The sequence below is a fragment of the Chryseobacterium angstadtii genome, from assembly GCF_001045465.1.
GTDB classification, from domain to species: domain Bacteria; phylum Bacteroidota; class Bacteroidia; order Flavobacteriales; family Weeksellaceae; genus Chryseobacterium; species Chryseobacterium angstadtii.
On the sequence record NZ_LFND01000001.1, the window covers coordinates 405,679 to 428,843 of the forward strand.

The 23,165-nt window shown below is 39.3% G+C and carries 15 protein-coding genes; 13 read left to right on the forward strand and 2 right to left on the reverse strand.

Translation table 11 applies throughout. The features are described from left to right. Position 1: 1 nt before the first annotated feature. Positions 2-823, reverse strand: coding sequence for a hypothetical protein (locus ACM46_RS01800; protein ID WP_048504903.1), 822 nt, complete (start codon positions 821-823; stop codon positions 2-4). Between the two features lie 336 nt (positions 824-1,159). After that, on the reverse strand, positions 1,160-4,528 hold the full coding sequence (gene mfd / locus ACM46_RS01805) for a transcription-repair coupling factor (protein ID WP_048504904.1): 3,369 nt from the start codon (positions 4,526-4,528) through the stop codon (positions 1,160-1,162). A gap of 254 nt (positions 4,529-4,782) precedes the next feature. Between mfd and ACM46_RS01810 the strand changes: the two genes are divergently transcribed. From ACM46_RS01810 to nadB, 13 genes are all read left to right on the forward strand, one after another. Beyond that, the gene (locus ACM46_RS01810) at positions 4,783-5,175 is read left to right on the forward strand and encodes a hypothetical protein (protein WP_048504905.1); all 393 of its coding nucleotides are present in this window, start codon (positions 4,783-4,785) and stop codon (positions 5,173-5,175) included. A 183-nt stretch (positions 5,176-5,358) separates the two neighbouring features. After that, positions 5,359-5,634 (forward strand): hypothetical protein, encoded by a 276-nt coding sequence (locus ACM46_RS01815; RefSeq protein WP_048504906.1) that lies wholly within the window; start codon positions 5,359-5,361, stop codon positions 5,632-5,634. Between the two features lie 130 nt (positions 5,635-5,764). Further along, a complete protein-coding gene (locus ACM46_RS01820) occupies positions 5,765-7,264 on the forward strand; it encodes a GH3 auxin-responsive promoter family protein (protein ID WP_048504907.1) in 1,500 nt (499 codons plus the stop codon). Between the two features lie 69 nt (positions 7,265-7,333). Further along, positions 7,334-7,696 carry a hypothetical protein gene (locus ACM46_RS01825; protein ID WP_048504908.1) on the forward strand — a complete coding sequence of 121 codons (363 nt, stop codon included), beginning with the start codon at positions 7,334-7,336 and terminating at the stop codon, positions 7,694-7,696. A 93-nt stretch (positions 7,697-7,789) separates the two neighbouring features. Beyond that, positions 7,790-9,025 (forward strand): MFS transporter, encoded by a 1,236-nt coding sequence (locus ACM46_RS01830; protein ID WP_048504909.1) that lies wholly within the window; start codon positions 7,790-7,792, stop codon positions 9,023-9,025. A 92-nt stretch (positions 9,026-9,117) separates the two neighbouring features. Continuing rightward, positions 9,118-11,253 carry a T9SS type B sorting domain-containing protein gene (locus ACM46_RS01835; RefSeq protein WP_048504910.1) on the forward strand — a complete coding sequence of 712 codons (2,136 nt, stop codon included), beginning with the start codon at positions 9,118-9,120 and terminating at the stop codon, positions 11,251-11,253. Positions 11,254-11,352: 99 nt separating this feature from the next. Continuing rightward, positions 11,353-13,470, forward strand: a complete 2,118-nt coding sequence (locus ACM46_RS01840; RefSeq protein ID WP_048504911.1) for a T9SS type B sorting domain-containing protein — start codon at positions 11,353-11,355, stop codon at positions 13,468-13,470. A 273-nt stretch (positions 13,471-13,743) separates the two neighbouring features. Then, a complete protein-coding gene (dnaB, locus tag ACM46_RS01845; protein ID WP_048504912.1) occupies positions 13,744-15,333 on the forward strand; it encodes a replicative DNA helicase in 1,590 nt (529 codons plus the stop codon). A 78-nt stretch (positions 15,334-15,411) separates the two neighbouring features. Then, positions 15,412-15,888, forward strand: a complete 477-nt coding sequence (gene rnhA / locus ACM46_RS01850; protein ID WP_048504913.1) for a ribonuclease HI — start codon at positions 15,412-15,414, stop codon at positions 15,886-15,888. Between the two features lie 158 nt (positions 15,889-16,046). Next, positions 16,047-18,299: a T9SS type B sorting domain-containing protein gene (locus ACM46_RS22750; RefSeq protein WP_053082657.1), complete on the forward strand. Its 2,253-nt coding sequence runs from the start codon at positions 16,047-16,049 to the stop codon at positions 18,297-18,299. A 244-nt stretch (positions 18,300-18,543) separates the two neighbouring features. Next, the gene (locus tag ACM46_RS22755; protein ID WP_053082658.1) at positions 18,544-20,802 is read left to right on the forward strand and encodes a T9SS type B sorting domain-containing protein; all 2,259 of its coding nucleotides are present in this window, start codon (positions 18,544-18,546) and stop codon (positions 20,800-20,802) included. A 130-nt stretch (positions 20,803-20,932) separates the two neighbouring features. Next, positions 20,933-21,559 carry an NAD(P)H-dependent oxidoreductase gene (locus ACM46_RS01865; protein WP_048504914.1) on the forward strand — a complete coding sequence of 209 codons (627 nt, stop codon included), beginning with the start codon at positions 20,933-20,935 and terminating at the stop codon, positions 21,557-21,559. 30 nt (positions 21,560-21,589) lie between these two features. Then, entirely contained in the window at positions 21,590-23,161 is a 1,572-nt protein-coding gene (gene nadB, locus ACM46_RS01870; protein ID WP_048504915.1) for an L-aspartate oxidase, read from the forward strand. Positions 23,162-23,165 lie beyond the last annotated feature (4 nt).

Below are 23,165 nucleotides of genomic sequence, written 5' to 3' on the forward strand. Positions count from 1 at the left end.
ATTAATTGCTTTTATAAGTTACGTATTCAATAACATCTATCTTCATGACAGATTCAAGAGTAAATGCATTGGAAACCGTATTGGTATCTGAAACATTCCGCCCTACTGCGAATTGTGAATTTAAATTTGAGGTATCAATTTTACGGCACGCCACTTCAAGTTTCTGTGCCCCCACCGGTACATTCTGCTCGGTATAATTAAGTGTAAAAATATAATCCTGAATACCGGATTTCTCTGTATTATTATTAGAAACAACCTTATCCGGTCGTACCGCCACCAGTTTTCCGTTTCTGAAAACACCACAGGTGAAAGTGATAGACTGGGAAGCAGCCCCGTCCGGAGCCTTCATTTCTATCCCCGTCTGAAATTGGTAGGTAAGTCTGTTTTTTCCGTTTTTTATAATAAAATTGTTTTCAAGGCCGGCAATTTTAGCCCATCTACCCTTTGAGGTATCACCAACATCGTCTCCTACACTGTTTTTGTAAATACCATCTGCAGCTATTCCGTTTGAAAGGTTTGTAATACCCGCCTGATCTGATGACAGATACGAATTGATCAATTTGTACTGCCCTTCTTCCATAAAAGATACATTCAATGATTTCCAGACCGGAGGTAAGCCTTCGCCCTGCGAAACCAAAACCTGGCCGTTCAACCCAGCAGTTCCAACCTGGCTGGAAGTGCCGCCTACTCTGAGTTCTTTTCTCAAGGTGATTTTCCCGTTGACATCGAGAGTAGATTTGGGAGAAGTCGTCCCAATTCCCACCTGCGCTTTGACGTTAAACGACAGAATTCCTGCCGCACAACAATAGATTATTCTTTTCATAATGAGGGCTGCAAAGGTATGAATTTAAATCATAAAAAACCATTTACAACCCCTTAAACAAGTAGAAATAAAGAGATTACGATGTAAAATTAATCGTACAAAAAAGTAGAATTATTACTACAAAGCACAACTTTTTGCTGTGTTTTCACCAAACAACTTCCTCTAAACCCTGATGTAGTGGCAGATAGCGCAAATATTTTTATCATTATATAGTGATTTTCAAGCGCTTTCAAAGTGGTTTCATCTTCTGCTATACTGATAAAAAAAGACCTGAAAAATGAATTTTCAGGTCTTTTTTTAACAATGCACCGAATACAAAATCCGGCCTGCTTCTTATTAATGATGTCCTATAATGGTCTTCAAAAGCACATTAACCTCATCCACGTTTTTCACTTTTTCTTTTCTCATCATCAGCAGATTCCCTTCTTTTCCTACCTTTTCTTTCAACTGCGCTTCTGCCGGATTTTGGGTTAAATAACTGATGATATGTCTGAATCTTTCCGTCTGATAAAACTTATCCTGTGGATTCGCAGGGAAATATCCTAAAAATACCCCGTTTTTCATGACAATCTTTTCAAAACCAATCTCCGAAGCCAACCACTTCAAAGCAACACTCTTCAACAGATTGACAGCTTCTTTCGGAAGTTCCCCAAAACGGTCGATCAGTTCAAGTTCAAACTGATGAAGATCTTTTTCATTGTCGATTTCTGCAATCTTCTGATACAGTAAAAGCCTTTCTTCCGTATTCGAAATATAAAAATCGGGAAGCATCAGCTCCAGATCAGTATCAATATTAACATCTTTCACAGATTTGAAAAGCTTCTGCCTGTCTTCTTCATTATCGAACAGATTTTCAAACTCTTCATCATCTTTCAGCTCTTCCAAAGCTTCCTGCATTAGTTTCTGATAGGTTTCAAAACCCATTTCATTAATAAATCCGCTCTGCTCTGCACCCAAAAGATCTCCCGCACCACGGATTTCCAGATCTTTCATCGCAATCTGAAAACCGCTTCCCAGATCAGAAAACTGTTCAATCGCTTCGAGACGTTTTCTGGCATCGGAAGTTATCATATCATAAGGAGGCGTAATGAGATAACAGAATGCTTTCCGGTTGCTCCGCCCTACTCTACCTCTCATCTGATGCAGATCTGCCATCCCGAATCTGTGGGCATCATTAATGAAAATGGTATTCGCATTAGGAACATCCACTCCACTTTCTACAATGGTGGTTGCCACAAGAACATCATATTTCCCTTCCATAAAATCAAGAACATTCTTTTCCAGCTGCTTTCCTTCCATCTGTCCATGCCCGGTAATAACCCTTGCATCCGGCACCAACCGCTGAATAAGCCCCGCAATATCTTTAAGATTCTCTACTCTGTTATTGATAAAATACACCTGCCCGTCTCTCTGAAGTTCGTAAGACACAGCATCTCTGAGGATTTCCTCGTTGAAACCTATCAGCTGAGTATCCACAGGCTGCCTGTTCGGCGGCGGTGTTTTGATCACAGAAAGATCTCTCGCCGCCATCAGCGAAAACTGAAGCGTTCTCGGAATCGGAGTTGCAGTTAAAGTAAGGGTATCCACATTATTTTTCAAGGTCTTCAGCTTATCTTTAACCGAAACACCGAATTTATGTTCTTCATCAATGATCAGTAATCCAAGATCTTTGAATTTCACAGAAGCACTTACCAGCTGATGAGTTCCTATAATAATATCTACTTTTCCATTTTTAAGTCCGTCCAATGCTTCGGCCTTCTGTTTGGCCGTTCTGAACCGGTTCACATAAGAAACATTTACAGGGAAATCTTTCAGCCTTTCCTTAAAACTTCTGAAATGCTGAAACGCAAGAATAGTAGTAGGAACTAACACCGCCACCTGCTTACCGTCTGTTGCCGCTTTAAATGCAGCACGGATAGCCACTTCCGTTTTTCCGAAACCTACATCTCCGCAAACGAGTCTGTCCATCACCGTATCGGCCTCCATATCACGTTTTACATCAATCGTTGCCTTTTCCTGATCCGGTGTATCTTCATAAATAAAACTTGCCTCCAGCTCATTTTGCAGGTAAGAATCCGGTGTATAGGAAAAACCTTTTGCCGTTTTTCTTTCTGCATAAAGCCTTATAAGATCGAAAGCAATCTGCTTTACTTTTGCTTTTGTTTTCTGTTTCAGAGATTTCCAGGCCGGAGAACCAAGCTTGCTCAGTACAATTTCTTTCCCGTCCGGGCCATTGTATTTCGAAATTTTATGAAGTGAATGGATGCTTACATATAAAAGGTCACCATTTTTATAGGTGAGTTTAAAACATTCCTGAATCTTGCCGTCATTATTCACTTTCACCAATCCCATGAATTTTCCAATTCCATGATCGATATGGGCTATATAATCGCCGATCTTCAGGGACATCAGGTCTTTCAGGGTAAGCTGTTCAGATTTCGCAAAAGTATTTTTTGCTTTGTATCTCTGGTACCGGTCAAAAATCTGATGATCTGTATAAACCAGAATTTTATGGATGTTATCTACAAAACCTTCATGCAGTTCAGACTTAAAACTTTTAAAAGGAAGCTGATGTTCCAGTTCTTCAAATATAGATTCCAGTCTTTCTTTCTGTTTTTCCGTTGAAAAAGAGATCCAGGTATCATATCCCGCATTCTGCTTTTCTTCCAGATCTTCTATCAGCAGTTCAAAATTCTTGTGAAAAGAAGGTTGTGGAAGCTGCTCTGCTTTTATTTCAGTGATTTCTTTCAGTCCTTCCATAGAAGTTCCGGCAAAATCAATGGTTTTAAATTTTTTAAAATCAAACAGAAATTCCTGATCAGAAATAAAAAGTTCCTGTGGTCTTCTGTGTGCGATATCTTTACTTAACGCCTCATATTTCACCAATGACTTTTCATAAAAGGTTTTGATCTTCTGCATACCGACAGCTCCATTTCTGGTGACTACAAAACTATCATCCGGAATCAGCTGCAATAATGAAACCCGGCTTCCTGTTACCGAGAAGTTCATATTGGAAACCAGTTGAAAGTCTTTTACTTTATCTACGGAAAGCTGAGTTTCAATATCAAAGGTTTTAATACTTTCCACTTCATTTCCAAAGAAGGTAAGACGGTATGGTTTTTCATAGGAATAGGAAAACACATCCACAATCCCTCCACGTACCGAAAATTCTCCCGGCTCAGAAACAAAATCCGCCTGCTGGAAGTGGTAATGATTCAGTAATTCATCCACAAAATCAAAATCCAGCTGGTCTCCTACTTTTATATGATGCGAAATGGCTTTAAAATCTTCTTTCTTTAAAACCTTTTCTGATAAAGCCCCTGCGTAAGCCACAATAACTTTGGGAGATTTCTCTGAGTTGATTTTATTTAAAACTTCCGTTCTGAGAACAAGATTGGCATTCTGGGTCTTTTCCACCTGATAAGGTTCAAGATGAGTCGCCGGAAAATACAATACTTTTTCTTTTCCGAGCAGATCTTCCATCTCCGTATTGGCATAAAGAGCATCTTCTTTGTCATCTAGCAGATAAAGAACTGTTTTCTTCTGCGTCAAAAAAAGTTCGGCAACGAAAATAGAAACCGAAGAGCCTGCACTTCCTTTCACGGAAATATGCCGGCTGTTTTCCAACTGAATAAAAATTTCTTTTCCAAATTCTTTCTGAAGCAGATCGGGAAGAAACTTTTCGTGAATAGGTTTTAGCTGCATAAATAGTAATGATATAAACGACAAAAGCGATTTCGGGAGTATTCCGAAACCGTTTAAGCATAACAAAGGTAAGGATATTTTTTCGTTCAGCTGAAGCCTGAAATTATCTAAATAATCAACAAAATCAATTTAAAATATGAAAATCTTAATTTTTCATCAAATTACTTAATTAAAAGTTAAAAAAAAGCAGAAACATCTACATGGCATAATGTTTGGCAATTTCACCCTATCCAAACTTTTAAAGAAATAGAATTATGAAAAAAGCAATCAAAATCTTAGGAATTTTTATGCTGGTGTTGATGACCACGCTATCATTTGCCTCGTGCAGTAAGGATGATGATCCGGCCAACAATGACTTCTTTGCAGGAACATACAAAGGAAAAATTTCGTATAATGACGGGACTACAAGTAACACCAAAGATAACGGAAGCGTATTTGTAACCAAAATTGCCAGCGGCACGAAATATAATTTTGCCTTCTCTGATGGCATCCCGGATCTTAACGGAGTGGAGTTTCAGAAGCAGGGAGACAATACTCTGGTGATGGTAGGTTCCAATGCTACAAGCTATATCAGAATAGACAATAACGAACTGAAAATCCTTTATGGAAAAGACGGTAAAACATGGACCGCCAACTGTACCCGATAAACCAACTATTCATACCTATATCAAAGCCTGTTTTCCTCATGAAAGCAGGCTTATTTTATTCTTTCAACAGCTGCTTTAAGTTTTTTTTAATCAGTAATAAACTTTAGTTAAGGTTGTAAATACCTATTTTCCAGCCCGTTTTTTGTATATCTTTACTCAAGAAAAAATAAACCATACACCCTCATGAAAAAATTATTAACAGCAATGTCTCTAGCATTAGGACTAGGCTTTGCAACTGCTCAACAGACTGCTCCGGCTACTGCCTCAGCTCCTCATCCAACTACAAAAGCTGTAAAAGCTCCGGCAGCTAAAGTAACACAACCTGCTGCTAAAACAGCGCAACCCGCTCAGCCGGCAGCCAAAATGAAAAAGGACGGAACTCCGGACAAAAGATATAAAGAGAACAAAAAGCTGAAAAAAGACGGTACTCCGGATAAGAGGTACAAAGAAAACAAGTAAACTTTAACATATAGTTGTTATTTTCATAATCAAATTTCGAAGAACCGATGAAACTCATTCATCGGTTTTTTTTGTGGCATATCTGAATCAAAATGATTTCATATTCTCTACTTATTTATAAATTTGAGGCATGTTAAACTTCTTCAAGAAAAATGCGGCGCTTGTCTGGGCAAAAAAACATGTTCAGAAAACCGGGGAATTCAAAAAAAACTCAGAAAAGAATCAGGAAACGCTTTTGTTGTCTCTCGTAAAGACAGCCCAGAAAACGCTTTTTGGAAGAGAACATGATTTTGAGAATATTCATTCCATCAAAGAATTTCAGGAAAAAGTACCCGTTGCAGACTATGAAGATCTAAAACCCTACATCGAAAGAGTAAAAAAAGGCCAGGCCAATATTCTCTGGACAGAAACTCCCGAATATTTTGCAAAAACCTCCGGAACAACTTCCGGTTCAAAATACATTCCTATTTCAAAGGAGGGAATGCCTTTTCAGATTGCCGGTGCACAAAGTGCATTGTTCCATTATATAGCACAGAAAAACAATGCTGATTTTGTGAACGGAAAAATGATCTTTCTTCAGGGAAGTCCGGAAATGGAAGAGGTTTTTGGAATAAAAACGGGAAGACTTTCCGGAATTGTGGCCCATCATATCCCTGCCTATCTTCAAAAAAACAGGCTTCCAAGCTGGAAAACAAACATCATGGAAGACTGGGAAGCAAAAGTAGATAAGATCATTGAAGAGACGGAACATGAAAATATGACGCTGATCTCAGGAATTCCGCCATGGCTGATTATGTATTTCGAAAAACTTACCGAAAAACACGGCAAGAAAATCAAACAGCTTTTCCCTAATCTTCAGCTTCTGGTAACCGGAGGTGTGAATTATGAGCCGTACAGGGATAAAATGGAAGATCTGCTCGGTGGAAAAGTAGACATTATTCAAACATTTCCTGCATCTGAAGGCTTTTTTGCTTTCCAGGACGATTATACTAAAGAAGGATTGCTGTTGCTGACCAACCATGGGATTTTCTATGAATTTATTCCTCTTGAAGATTATGGCAAGCCGGGAGCGCGAAGATTAACCTTAAAAGAGGTAGAAATTAATAAAGATTACGCTCTGATTCTTACCACAAACTCAGGTTTATGGGCCTATTCGATAGGAGATGTTGTGCGGTTTATTGATAAAGATCCGTACAAGATTTTGGTAAGCGGAAGAACTAAGCATTTTACATCTGCCTTTGGGGAACACGTAATTGCTTTTGAAGTAGAAGAAGCGATGAAAGCCACTTTGGAAAAATATCCTGCTCAGATCACAGAGTTTCATCTTGCCCCACAGGTGAATCCTGCCGAAGGACTTCCCTATCACGAATGGCTGATTGAGTTTGAAAAGGAACCAGAAAACAGGGAATTGTTCAGACTTCAGCTTGACCGTGAACTCCGGGAGAGAAATACTTACTATGATGATCTTATTTCGGGAAATATTCTTCAGCCTCTCCATATTTCTGTTTTGAAAAAAAATGCTTTTCATGAGTATGCAAAATCTCAGGGCAAGCTTGGAGGACAGAATAAAACACCAAGACTGGCCAATGACAGAAAAATTGCAGATCTATTAGAAATTTATAAACTTTAAAGATATTTTTTCAATTCAAAAAACATATATTCAAAAAAAATTATAAATTTGGGAAAATAAATAATAATAATGAAAGCATCTGTATTCTTAAAATCATCTTTACTAACATCTTTATTTGTCATTTCATCCTGCGCTACCACAAAGTACAGTGAGGATGTTTCAAAAAACAATTATTCCAACCTTCAGGCTGGAAAAATGTATGTTGTTACCATGAAAGATGGTTCTCCAAAACAGAAAATGCTATTTCGAAATATTGACGGTGATAACCTTATAGGAACTGCCGGAAAAAAAGACAGCACAGAGGTGATTATTCCAAAAGCCAATGTAGCAGCCGTAAAAGACAGATCCAAAGCCAGAGTAACAGCAGGAGCTACCGTAATTGGTGCGGCAGGTGTTGCTGCTATCGTCATCAGTTCTTTGAGAGCGGACTAAAATAGATTTTATCTTTCGGAACCTATTTGATTTATCATTTAAAAAACCAGCATATAAACGGCCTTAAATAAATATTTAAGGCTATTTTTGTGCATGATTTCTCTTACGCCGTTAAAAACATTGCAAAATGTTGAATTCAGGAATCTTCTTACCGGAAGATTTTTTATTGTTTTAGCTTTCAGAATGCTCGCAACTTTATTGGGATGGTGGGTATATCAATTAACAAAAGATCCGTTTTCAATAGGCCTGATAGGTCTTTCGGAAGTAATCCCTGCGGTAAGCTGTGCCTTGTATGCGGGACATGTTATTGATATGAATGAAAAGAAAAGGCTTCTTCTGATCTGTAATTACACCTATATTTTCCTGATCGGGCTGTTGCTAATTCCTGCATTTTTTAATGTAGAAATGCATTTCAACGGACATGAAATCACCTACTTTATTTATGGAGTGATATTTTTCACCGGGATAGCAAGGGCTTTCATAGGACCTATTGTTCCTTCTATGATCCCGAAAATTGTAAAAAAGGAAAATCTTCCGAATGCCATTACCCTGAATCAGGCTACGTTTCTGATCTCTTCAGTCTGCGGACATGCTGCCGGAGGACTTCTTATCGGGTTATTCGGCGTAAAATGGACACTTATCGTCATTATTTCATTAATATTTATTGCTTCTTTATTCTTCTGGCAGCTGAAACAACAGCATTCTGAATATAAAAAAGAAGAAGTTAAAGTTATTGAAAGTATGCGCGAGGGAATTTCTTACATCTTTAAAACCAAAGAAATTTTAGGAGCCTTATGTCTTGACATGTTTGCGGTTTTATTCGGAGGAGCAGTGGCTATGATTCCGGTCTTTGCCACCGATATTCTGGATGCCGGAGCTGAAGGTTTCGGTCTTTTGAATGCCGCATCAGATATAGGTTCCATGTGCATCATCACTCTTTTATCTATTGTTCCGTTAAGAAAAAACCAGGGGAAAATTCTTTTGATTGCGGTAACCGGATTCGGGCTTTGTATTATTGGTTTTGGTTTGTCTAAGCTTTACTGGCTTTCCTTTATGTTTCTTGTGATGAGCGGAATGCTTGATGGAATTTCGGTGGTTATCCGGGGAACTATTGTTCAACTGAAGACCCCTGACCACATCAGAGGACGTGTACTGAGCGTTAATTCCATTTTCATCATGTCAAGCAATGAAATGGGACAGTTTGAAAGCGGGCTGATGGCCAAATTACTAGGCGTAGTAAGGTCTGTAGTGTTTGGAGGGAGCATGACTGTACTGGTTGCTCTTCTTGTAGCAAGTACAAATCCCAAGCTGAGAAAAATGAATTATTAAACAATAATATCCTCATTCTATTAAATATATCACAAAAACTTTAATTTAACTTTAATAATTTTTTATATTTGTTTTTTATTAAATCCCCCTTTATGAAAAAAACATTACTCATTTTTCTAATCGTCTGCTCACGCATCTTATATGCTCAGTCAGATTGTATTAGTGCAATATCTGTCTGTGGAAACTCTGACATCTCTTACACTCCTTCCGGGCCGGGAAATATACTGGAAGGCATTGGGGTAAACTCATGCCTGAGTGACACGGAAAATGAACACTTTTCGGTGTGGTATTCTTTTACGGCAGCCACTTCCGGGACATTGGCATTTGTTATCAACCCTGTTATTGACACGGATGACTACGACTTTGCCGTGTATGGCCCTACAACAAACGGCTGTACTTCGTTGAATAACAACAATATTTTTGTGACACCGGTAAGATGTAACTTCAACGGAACAGGTGCCTCTCAGGGGAATACAGGTTTACTTTTGACTATTCCGCCGCCACCACCGCCAAACACCAACGGAAGTGCTGGAAACCAGGCAGAATGGAGCCCGCATATGGTAGTTCAGGCGGGTGAAACTTATTATCTTGTTGTAGATAACTATAGAAGTTCTCCGGATGGGTTTTCATTAACCTGGTCTGGTACTGCAAGTTTAAGTTCTGCATTCAATGATCCTGCTTTGTCTCCGAACCCTTTTACTACGCCTGGGCTTCCTGCAGCTAACCCTGCAAATCCAAACGAGGTAACGGTATGTTCACTGGCTACTCCATTTAACTTTACGTCATTGAGTGTAGGAATCATTAATGGTAACAGTCCAAATTTCAAGGTATCTTACCATAAAAGCACCAATGATGCCATTACAGGAGGGAACCCTGTGACCACTGAACTGGTCAACCTTCCGACTACTTATTTTTACAGAATTGTTTATCAGGATCCTACAAGCCCTAACGACCCGAGGAATGGCTGTTTTATTACAGGAAGATTCAAATTCAGGGATGGCAACTTTGCCTTAACTAATGCCACGCTTACCAGCTGTAGCAATAACGGTTCCGGCACTGCACTGTTTGATCTTACCACGGCAGCAGTAGGAGCAGGACCTACTCATACATTGAAGTATTATCCTACTATGTTTGACCTGAATGCGGGGACAAATGAAATTACAAGCCCTGCCATTTATCAGTTTGTATCGGCAGAAGGAAGAGTATTTGTAAAAGCAACTAATGAATTCGGATGTACGGCAACTGCTGAAATCACGCTAAGATTCCATCCTCTGGTAGTGGTTACGGATGCATCTTTAAGAGCTTGTTTCCTTGAAACCAATCATTCTTTAGGAACATTTAATCTGAGCAATGCGCCTGTAACTGTAGGAAATGCTCCGAAAAAATATTACAAATCTCTGGCTGACGCAGTAAGCGGAACCAATGAAATATTAAACTTCCTTACCTATGATGCTCCAACAGGGGTTGTTTATGTGAAAGTATTCAATGCACAGGGATGTTATTCGATTGCTAAAGTAACATTAACCGTACTTTCGCCTGTTTACTCAAATGTTTTACAGGACAAAATAATCTGTATTGAAGATAAAACAACGCTGGATGCCGGACCTGGATTCAACGGTTACGAATGGAGTACGGGAGCAACTACTCAAGCTATCAACAATGTAGCTGTAGGAACTTACTGGGTTAAGCTAAAGACAGGAGACTGTATTACTTTACAAAATGTAAAAGTATATGCTTCAGACCAGCCGGTTGTTTCAAACATTGACATTTCCAATACAACGATCACCGTAAATGTTATCGGAGGAACTCCGGATTACAAATATTCTATGGACAATATCAACTGGCAGGATTCTAATGTATTCACCAATATTTCCAGAGGAGATCACAAAGTATACGTAAAAGACGCCTATGACTGTGAGCCTATTGAAATCAATGTTGTAGTACCTAATCTTATCAACGTAATTACTCCAAACGGAGACGGCGTGAATGATGTGATAGACTATTCTGCATTATCAGGAAAACAAAGCTTAATATTAAGTATCTTTGACAGATATGGCACAAAAATCCACCAGGCTGATAAGTCTAACGGATATAAGTGGGACGGAACTGTAGCCGGTAAAAAGATTCCAACAGGAACATACTGGTATTCTGTAACATGGAATGAAAATGACAAAAAGAATACGCCATTCAAATTCTCCGGATGGGTAATGGTAAAAAACAGAGAATAATTTATAATCAAAAAACCGCTCTCCGGAGCGGTTTTTCCTCATAAATGCTGATAACTTATTTATTTTCTCAAATCTTGTTTCACAAAAATCATTTTAAACATGAAAAAAACATTACTTTTTTTAATTTTATTCATAACACAGGTGTTTTACGCACAGTCCGATTGTGTTTCGGCTATTCCACTCTGCGGAAACTCTGATATCTCCTATACTCCATCCGGACATGGAACTATTCAGGAAAATTTATCTGCAGCCGGATGTTTGGGTAGAAATGAAAACTTCTCGGTATGGTATACTTTTACGATAGCAACATCAGGTACATTATCATTTACCATTGATCCTAATGTAAATACAGATGATTACGATTTTGCTATATATGGCCCTACCACTAATGGATGCACCTCTTTAAACACCAATGGTACTTTTGTAACACCTATCAGATGTAACTATGCTGGTAGAGTACCTAACGGAGATACCGGACTTAGCCTGAACATTCCACCTCCCGGAGCTCCCAACGGTACCGGAACTGCTGGTAACCAAGGAGAATGGAGTCCTTATATGGATGTTGTAGCGGGACAAACCTACTATCTTATTGTAGACAATTTTGAAAGTTCTCCTGATGGATTTAGATTGATTTGGGGCGGTACAGCTACTTTAAGCTCTGCATTTAATAATCCTACTCTGGCTCCCAATCCATTCATTCCTCCGGGTATACCAGGAGCAGCCCCTACTGATCCAACAACGATTATGGTATGTGGGCTTCCTTCACAATTTAACTTTGATACTCTTACTGCCGGAATTATTAATGGTAACAGTCCTAACTTCAAAGTTACTTACCATGACAACACCAATGATGTAGTTACAGGAGACGATCCTCTAACCATTGCTACGGTAAATGCAACCACCGACTATTACTACAGAATCCGATATCTGGATCCTGTCGATCCTAACAATGTGATCAACAAATGCTTCATAAGCGGTAAGTTTAAATTTGTAAATGCCAGCATCACTGCGAGGAACGCCACTATTTTTGCATGTAACAACAATGGGGAAGGAACCGGAAAATTTGATCTTACAACAGCAGATGTCTTTACCGGAGGTACCAAAAAATACTATCCTACCCTTGCTGACCTAAATGCAGATACCAATGAAATTACAAACCCGACCAACTACATTTCTGCACAGAAAATAGTGTATGCAAAAGTAATTTCTGCGTTCGGATGTACGGCTGTAGGAAACATTACCCTGTCTTTCCACCCTGTTGTAACGTTAAAAGATGCTACTCTACAGGAATGTTATATCGAAAATGATATCACACAGGCTAAATTTGATCTTACCAAAGCAGACGTAGGCATGATAGCAGGCCAAACGCAAAAGTTCTATAAAACACTGAACGATGCTAAAGCGGAAACCAACCCTATTACCAATCCGGATGCTTACGTTACAACCAGCACGGATGTATATGTAAGAGTAACCAATGCCAACCAGTGTTATGCTATTGCTAAAATTACACTGAAAGTTCTTCCTCCTGTAAAATCTGCAGTTCTGAAAGACAAAACCATCTGCGCTGAAGCGAAGACCACACTGGATGCAGGACCTGGATTTGACGGATATGAATGGAGCACAGGTGCTACCACACAAGCGATCAATAATGTAGGTATCGGTGTTTATTGGGTAAAACTGAAAACAGGAAAATGCTTTACACTACAGACTGTAACTGTTTTTGCTTCTCAGCAGCCGGTAATTTCAAGTGTAGAAATCAGTAACAATACCATCACGGTAAATGCTTCAGGCGGAACTCCTCCTTATATGTATTCAACAGACGGTGTTAACTGGCAGGAATCCAATGTTTTCAGCGGGCTTCCTAGAGGAGACAATAAAGTATTCCTGAAAGATTCTTTCAACTGTAACCCAATCCAGATTACCATTACAGTTCCTAATCTTATCAATGCGATTACTCCGAACGGAGATAAGATAAATGACGAGATTGATTATTCTGCACTGGCTTATAAGAAAAATCTGGTCTTCATTGTGTATGACAGATACGGAAACAAACTTTATGAGGCCAACAAAATAAGAAACTATAAGTGGGACGGAATGGCTTCCGGTAAGAAAATCCCTACAGGAACTTACTGGTACACGATCTCATGGAACGAGAATGATAAGAACGGTACCGAAACGAAATATTCAGGCTGGATACTGGTAAAAAATAAAGAATAATTAATTTCTTATAACACATAAAAAAGACTGTCGGTAATGACAGTCTTTTTTTGTGCTTTTATTTTCCAGCTGGCTTATGGCTATCCCCCCAACATTAGAAAAATAAAAAAATATGAATCATTTTCATCATACAGACTGTTACTTATTGAAAAATTTATATTTTTGACCCCCTACATTTTCGCCAACGTCTTTTTGTATTCTGTTCATAACACCTTCAGAGGAATGCTGGTAACTTGTTAGTTATTATTTTTTTAAATAAACTATCTTTGCACCATGGCGCAGAAAGAAACATTATCATCCCTTACACACGGAAACTTTGCAAAAGAGCTGTCTATTGCGGATGGAAAAATGCCTCCCAATGCTGTAGATTTTGAAAGACTGGTTATAGGAACTTTTTTGATAGATAAAAAGGGACTGGACCACTCTATTGACCTCCTTACTCCGGAAGTATTTTACGACCCAAGACATCAGGTTATTTTTTCCACCATCTTAAAGCTTTATGAAGGTAACCATCCTGTAGATCTGATGACGATTATTCAGGAGTTGAAAAAAGAAGATAAATTAAGTTCAGCAGGAGGAGATCATTACATCATAGATCTTACGATGGGAGTAAGTTCATCTGCCCATATAGAATACCATGTACGTGTTATTCTTGAAAAATATATTTTAAGGAGCCTTATTAATGTTTCTGCCAATGTGATTGATTCTTCCTATAAAGAATCTACAGATGTATTTGAACTTCTGGACAAAGCTGAACAATCTTTCTTTGAAATCACCAACGGAACTATCAAAAAAGGATTTGATACAGCCAATTCATTGGTAAAACAAGCCATTGACACTATCAAATCCCTAAAAGATAAAGAAGGTCTTTCCGGAGTTCCTTCAGGATTCAGGGATATTGACAAAGAAACCGGAGGCTGGCAGAATTCCGACCTTATCATTATTGCGGCACGTCCGGCGATGGGGAAAACAGCATTCCTTCTATCCATGGCCAGAAATATTGCCGTAGGACACAAAATCCCTATGGTACTTTTCTCTCTGGAGATGGCATCGGTACAGCTTATCACCAGGATGATTGCTTCCGAAACAAAAATTTCTTCCGAAAAACTGAGAAAAGGAACTTTGGATGATGAAGAATGGCAGAGACTGTTCTCCAATGTATCTGAACTGGAAAATGCTCCACTTTTTATAGACGAAACGCCTTCCCTTTCGATATTCGACTTCCGTGCAAAATGCCGAAGACTGGTGATGCAGCACGGGGTAAGACTCATCATGGTCGACTACCTTCAGCTGATGACTGCCGGAGGCGGAGGAAAAGGAGTCGGAAACCGTGAACAGGAAATCTCCATGATATCACGTTCCTTAAAAGCGATTGCCAAAGAACTTAACGTTCCTGTGATTGCACTTTCCCAGCTGTCGAGAAGTGTGGAAGCCCGTCCGGGAAAAAGACCTCAGCTTTCTGACCTTAGGGAATCAGGAGCGATTGAGCAGGATGCGGATATCGTATCATTCATTTTCAGACCGGAATACTATAAAATTGCCGTTTGGGATAATGATGAAGAAGGTCAGGAAACATCAACGGAAAACCAGGCCGAGCTGATTATTGCCAAGCACAGGAATGGTGCTACCGCTGATGTGAGGCTTTCATTCTTAAAACATTTTGCAAAATTCGGAGATATTGAAGCGGCTTTTGATGGTGGTTTAGGTGGCTATCCTTCCAATTTCGGATCCAATGAGCCAAGCGGTTTTGATAAAATTAAAACTACGATTCAGCCGGGTGCGGCATTTGATCTTCCGGACAGCTCAAAACTATCAGGATCTTCTATGAATGATTTCGATGATGACGATGACTTCCCATTCTAAAACGCACAGCATTTACATTTAATAACAATCCTGTATTCCTTATTATTTTAAACAGAATACTATTTTTACATACAGCTTTTGAGAATAGAAATATATACCGACGGTGCATGCAGCGGAAATCCCGGAAAAGGAGGTTACGGAATTCTCATGCGTGTTCCTGAAAAAAATTATCAGAAAACATTCTCCAAAGGCTTCAGAAAGACCACCAACAACAGAATGGAACTCTTGGCTGTAATTACCGCCATGGAAAAACTAAAGTCTTCGGAAAACGACATCCACATTTATACAGACAGCAAATATGTAGCTGATGCCGTGAATCAAAACTGGATTTCAGGATGGATTAAAAGAGGATGGAAAAATGTAAAAAATCCGGATCTCTGGAAAAGATTCATTGAGATGTATAATAAGCATACCCCAAAAATGCATTGGGTAAAAGGTCATGCCGGACACTTCGAAAATGAACTTTGCGACAAGCTTGCTGTTGCTGCCGCCAATTCATCCGACCTTGAGATTGACTCTTATTTTGAAGGATTAGAAAGCAATTCTCTTTTTTAATCAATATAAATTGATACGCATTACATACGACATTATCTGATTTAAGGTCTTTTTTATTGAAATATTACTATAATTTTAGTGAAATTAACATTAAATACACATTAATTAATTGGGATTTAATATATTTACATCATCTAATATAAAGTAATCCCAATTCAATGAATAAATTTCTCCTACCTTATATTTTTCTCCTTTTGCTCTTTTTATCAGGAGGATTGTTTTCCCAAACCTATCAACTTTCCGGAAATCCAGTGAATACTACCGGATGGACAATGGTAGCTCCTACACAAGTAAACGGAGACTTCGTCCAACTTACCCCGGATACAAATAATCAATCCGGATCCATAAGACTTAACGACCCGATTAACTTAAAATACTGCGACAAATGGAGAGTAGAATTTGATTTCAGAATGGATTCCAACCAGACTTCAAACGGGGACGGAATTGCATTCTGGTATCTTGCCAACCCTCCCGTTGCCAGTGTATTAGGCTCAGGGCTTGGTGTTTCCCAAAACGCTGTTGGCTTTATTGTAGGGTTTGACACGTACAACAATACCACAACGGCTACGATGAGCAAGGTACATGTTGCTTACGGACAGGTTCAGAATACAACCGACAACAACAACGTAGAGTTCTTCAATGTACCGGGAAGTTCCTTTCACTCTCCGGATCTGAATACTACCCAGCCATTTCAGGGAACTACTTTTAAACATGTTGAAGTAACCGCCGAAGTAGATCCTGCTAATCCTGTCAACTGGATTGTAAAAATTACCATTGACGGAACAGTGATCTGCAATCAGTCTTTCGCTCCTTCCGGAACTGCTGCAGCAATGACTGTAGGATATTTTGGGTTTTCGGCTTCTACAGGAGGTGCAAGATCAAGACATTCTATTAAAAATGTAAAAATTTACACAGATAAAGTTCCTATTCTTCAAAATACGGTAACCCAGTCTTTCTGTCCAAACCCCACAACAGGATTCGGCACGGTGAACTTAACGACTTTCAACCCTCAATTTGTAAACAACCCTACCAACTACACATTCACCTATCTGCAAGGGGTGACTCCTATTGCCAACCCTACGAATTTTCAGTTCAATGCCAATACAAATGTTACGGTCATTGTAAAAGATAATGCAGGAATACTATGTGATAATCCGGACGGGAAAATACAGCTTGTCCTCGCTCCTCTTCTGCTGACTGATAAAACGTTAACTACCTGTAATAATAACAGGATAGGAAACGGAGTATTCAACCTCAATGCAGCAGATGTAACCGGCGGGATCAACGCGGTTAAAAAATACTACAGAACTCTGAACGACCTGAATGCAGGAACAAATGAGATACTTAATCCCGGCAGTTACACTTCGGCGGCAGGAAGCGTATATGTAAAAGTGACTACCCCTTTGGGATGTACAGGTAATGCAAAAATTACCCTGGCATTTTATCCGGACACACCGGTACAAGAGGCTACACTGCGTTCATGTTTCCTGCAGAACAATATTACGAACGCTGTGTTTGATCTTACTTCTGCCAATGTAACAACCCTGATAAACGGCTATACCAAGAAATATTATACTTCTATAGCAGATGCTCTCAGCGGAACCAATGAAATTGTAAATCCATTGCAATACATGTCTGTAAGCACGGCAATTTATGTAAAGGTAACTGATTCCAATGCATGTTTTGCTCTGGCCAAAGTGAATCTTATTGTACTTCCTCCTGTAATGTCTACGGTTTTAAAAGATAAAATAATCTGTATAGACGGGAAAACGAACCTGGATGCAGGTCCTGGTTTCAACGCTTACGAATGGAGTACCGGAGGTACCACACCTTCTATCCAAAATGTAGGCGTAGGTCTTTACTGGGTAAAACTAAAAACAGGCGACTGTATTACCCTGCAGACGGTAAAAGTGATTGCGTCTGCGAACCCGGTTGTTACGAGTATTGATATCAATAACACCACCATTACAGTCAATGTATCCGGTGGAACGCCACCTTATCAGTATTCTTTGAATGGTGTCGACTGGCAGGACTCCAATACCTTCTCGGGGCTTCACAGAGGAGAAGCCAGAGTTTACGTTAAAGATTTTTACAACTGTACGCCTGTTGAAGTACAGATCACTGTCCCTAATCTAATCAATGCCATTACTCCTAACGGAGACAACGTAAACGACTTTATTGATTATTCTGCACTGGCTTACAAGAAGAATCTTGTTTTCATAGTGTATGACAGATATGGCAATAAACTTTACGAAGCCAACAAAACAAGAAACTACAAATGGGACGGAACTGCTTTTGGTAAAAAAATCCTTACAGGAACTTACTGGTACTCTATCTCCTGGAACGAAAATGACAAAAACAATACCCCGACTCAATATACAGGCTGGGTATTGGTAAAAAACAGAGAATAATCTGAAATACTAAAAATCACTCCTTAATTGGGGTGATTTTTTTAATAAAATCAATAACAAACAAATTATTAGTTTATTTTTTTATCTAATACACTAAAAAGAGAATATTATTTTATTAGTAATATTATTCCATAAATATTAACTTAAAATTGACAATTTAAACCAAACAATTGACAATTATTCATTATATATAAGAAAACAAAATAAATATATTTATATCGATAACCTTAAACCAACTCGCTTCATGAAAAGAAAACTACTCATTTATTACTTAATCACACTACTTAGTTTTTCAGGACAGCTGTCTGCCCAGACCTATCAGCTTGCAGGAAACCCCGTTAATACCACAGGATGGAACCTTGTTTCAAATGCAGCTGTTGACAACGATTTTATCCGGCTTACTACAGATAACACCGGCTTATTCGGAGCTATAACACTGGCAGACCCTATCACATTAAGTTATTGTGATAAATGGAAGGTGGAATTTGATTTTAGAATTGATGGAAACGGAACCACACAATTCGGCAGGGGAGACGGATTCACTTTCTGGTATCTGGTAAACCCTCCAACAGGTTTTGTATCCGGAGGAGGACTTGGAATTCCGGCAAATGCATCCGGGCTTATGGTAGGATTTGATATCTTCAACAATACCACAGAAGGCCAGATGAGTAAAATACATTTACTGTACGGAACCAATAATACGGCCGGAAATAATATTGAATTCAACAATACACCGAACAGTACTTTTCACTCTCCGGATCTGATCACTACACAGCCTTTCGTAGGCCCGACCTTTAAACATGTTGAAGTAAACGGCGAAACGGATCTTATGAACCCTACGAACTGGATTATAAAAATCAGACTTGACGGCGTTCTTATTGTTGACCAATCATTTGCGCCATCCGGAGGAGCAGTGGGAATGACACAGGGATACTTTGGTTTTTCTGCTGCAACAGGAGGAGCAAGTGCAAGACACTCCATCAAGAATGTGAAAGTATATGTGGATAAAGTTCCTATCCTGAATGCCACCGTTACACCATTTGTATGTACCAATCCGGCTACAGGTACCGGAACAGTGGATCTTACCTCTTTCAACGCACAGTTTGTAAACAATCCTGCAAACTATCTGTTTACTTATTATGTTTTAGGAAGCCCGACACCTATCACCAATCCAACGAGCTTCCCTTATTCAGGCAATACAACCATTAAAGTCGTCATTAAGGACCCAAGCTCTACGCTCTGCGACAATGGGGACGGAGTTATACAGCTTAATCCGACACCATTTGCCGCAACAGATGCAACACTCACGGGATGTAACAATAACAATGCAGGGACAGCAACATTTGACCTTACTACTGCAGCCCTCACCAATGTACCGGGAGCTACCATGCAGTTTTACAACACGATGTTTGATCTGAATGCAGGAATCAACCAGATCCCGAATCCTACTGCATATGCATCAGGAGCAGCTGTACTGTTTGCAAAAGTGACAACCCCACAGGGATGTGTCAGCACAGCAAAAGTGACATTGAACCTGCACCCGGTAGTAGTCGTAACCGATGCTTCTTTAAGAACATGTTTCCTTGAAACCAATCATTCACTAGGAACATTCAATCTGAACAATGCACCGGTAACGGTAGGAAATGCTCCGAAAAAATATTACAAATCTCTGGCTGATGCTGAAAGCGGAACTAATGAAATATTAAATTTCCTAACCTATGATGCTCCATCAGGAGTAGTTTATGCAAAAGTATTCAATGCACAGGGATGTTATTCCATTGCAAAAATTACATTAACGGTTACAGCCCCGGTTCTTTCTAATGTTCTGAAGGATAAAATCATCTGTATTGAAGATAAAACCACACTGGATGCAGGTCCTGGATTCAACAGCTATCTTTGGAGCACCGGCGCCACAACGCAAGCTATCAACAATGTAGGAGTAGGAACGTATTGGGTAAAACTAAAAACCGGAGACTGTACCTCATTACAATCCGTAAAAGTGTATGCTTCTGAACAACCGGTAGTGACCAATATTGACATTTCAGGAAGTACCGTAACCGTATTTGTGAACGGAGGAACCCCGCCATATCAATATTCAATGGATAATATAGGCTGGCAGGATTCCAATATATTCACCAATGTTGCCAGAGGTGAGACGAAAATCTATGTAAAAGATGACTATGATTGTGAGCCTATTGAAATCAACATCACGGTTCCTAATCTTATCAATGTGATCACTCCAAACGGAGACGGTGTAAATGATGCTATTGATTATTCTGCACTGGCTAACAAAAAAAATCTGGAAATCGGAATCTTCGACAGATACGGATATAAACTTTTCCAGGCTGATAAATCCAACAGATACACGTGGGACGGCACTACGAACGGAAGTAAAAAAGTTCCTACCGGAAATTACTGGTATTCTATCACATGGAATGAAAACAACAGTAAAAATACACCAATCAAATTCTCGGGTTGGATTATGGTAAAAAACAGAGACTAAAATTTAAATTGATTATTTTAAATACCCTGAGATCACTCCGAATGTGGAGTGATCTTTTTTTGTTTTTTTGTGAAGGGAGATATTTCATTTTAAGCACCCTTTATTCGCATTCAATTCTTAAATTTGTCCTATGAATTATTTGGAAGCTTTAAGCAGAAGATATTCTGTGAAAAAATTTAATCACGAAATCATTCCTCAGGACACACTGCACAACATTCTTGAGTCAGGAAAACTGTCTGCCAGTTCACTTGGACTTCAGCCCTACAAGATCATTGTGGTTGAAAGTGAGGAAATGAAACAGAAATTAATTCCCGCTTTCTATAATCCGTCTCAAATCTCCACCTGCTCGCATCTTATTGTGATCATTTCGAAGAAAAGTATTGAGGAGAATTATATCCATGGTTATTTCAATCATATTTCTGAAGTACGGGAAACCCCCATTGAGAACCTTGATCTTTTCAGAAAAAGCATTAACCAGCATATTACCCAAAAAACACAGGATGAAATTTTCAACTGGGCTGAAAAGCAGTCTTATATAGTATTGGCCAATCTCATGTATGCCGCCGCTATTGAAAGTATAGACTCGTGCCCTATGGAAGGCTTCCGCCAGGATCTGATAGAAGAAATCCTGAATATAAATCCGGAAACAGAAAAAGTAACCGTTACCCTCGCTTTAGGCTACCGTTCTGAGGAAGATCCTTTCCAGCACATGAAAAAAGTAAGAAAACCAAACGAAAAATTGTTTAAATTTATTTAATATTTAAATGATTGTACCTAAAGCAAGCCTATGATAAAAGCGGATGTATTAGTAATTGGTTCCGGCATCTCGGGACTTTCCTATGCCATTAAAGTGTCTGAACAGCTCCCTGATGCTAAAATCATCATCGTAACCAAATCTGACGAGGACGAAAGCAACACTAAGTATGCGCAAGGCGGGCTGGCCGTAGTCACCGACTTTAAAAATGACAATTTCGAGAAGCATATTGAAGACACCATGCGTGCCGGAGACGGAGAAAACAAACGCGATGTGGTAGAAATGGTGGTAAGGGAAGCTCCGGCAAGATTCAATGAAATTGTAGAATGGGGTGCCAATTTCGATATGAAAAACGGGCAATTTGCTTTGGGAAGAGAAGGCGGACACACCGAAAACAGAATTGTACACCATAAAGATATTACGGGATTTGAAATAGAAAGAGCGCTGCTGGAAACGGCAAAAAACAGCCCGAATATTGAAATCCTTGATCATCATTACGTTATTGATATCATTACCCAGCACCATGTTCCGGGAAAAGAAGTAAGCGAAGGTGATATCAACTGCTATGGCGCTTATATCCTTGATGAAAAATCAAAAATCATCAAAAAAATCACTTCAAAAATTACATTGGCAGCCACCGGAGGTGCAGGCCATGTGTACAAAAATACCACGAATCCTACCATTGCCACCGGAGACGGAATTGCTTTCGTTGCCCGTGCCAAAGGAAAAGTTTCGAATATGCAGTACTACCAGTTTCACCCTACGGCATTATACAGCAAGATCAATGGAATGCTTTTTCTGATTTCTGAGGCTGTAAGAGGGGATGGTGCTAAATTAAGAACTAAGAAAGGCGAAAAATTCATGCACAAATATGATGAGCGTGAAGAATTAGCCTCAAGAGATATTGTAGCGAGAGCCATTGACAACGAAATGAAAATTTCCGGTGATGAATATGCCGGCCTCGATTGCCGTGAAATGAATCACGAAAAGTTTCTTGAACATTTCCCGAATATTTATAAAAAATGCAGAGAAGAAGGAATTGATCCTTTTACCCAACTGATTCCTGTAGTACCTGCCTGCCATTATCTGATGGGAGGAATTGAAGTAGACCGTGATGGACAATCTTCCATCAGAAATCTTTTTGCTGTAGGAGAATGTACCAATTCCGGACTTCACGGAGCGAACAGGCTCGCTTCCAACTCTTTGCTGGAAGGTCTTGTTTTCGGGCATAATGCAGCGATTAAAACAGTGGATCTTCTCAATGAAAACAATTTCAATTTTGATGATCTGAAGGCCGTTCCGGAATGGAATGAAGAAGGGATGAAAATTATGGATGAAATGGTTATCGTAAGCTACCTCAGAAAACAGCTTCAGGAAATGATGAGCGACCTTGTAGGTATCGTAAGAAGCAACAGACGTTTGAATATGGCTTTGCAGAAACATCAGGAGATCGCAGCCGCTGTAGATGAAATTTACCACTACTCTATTCTTTCGCCACAGCTGTCTGAACTAAGAAATCTTACAACCGTTGCCCACCTCATCATTACCCAGTCTATAGAGATGACGGAAAATAAGGGGGCATTTTATAATAAAGATTTGGCTTAAAGGA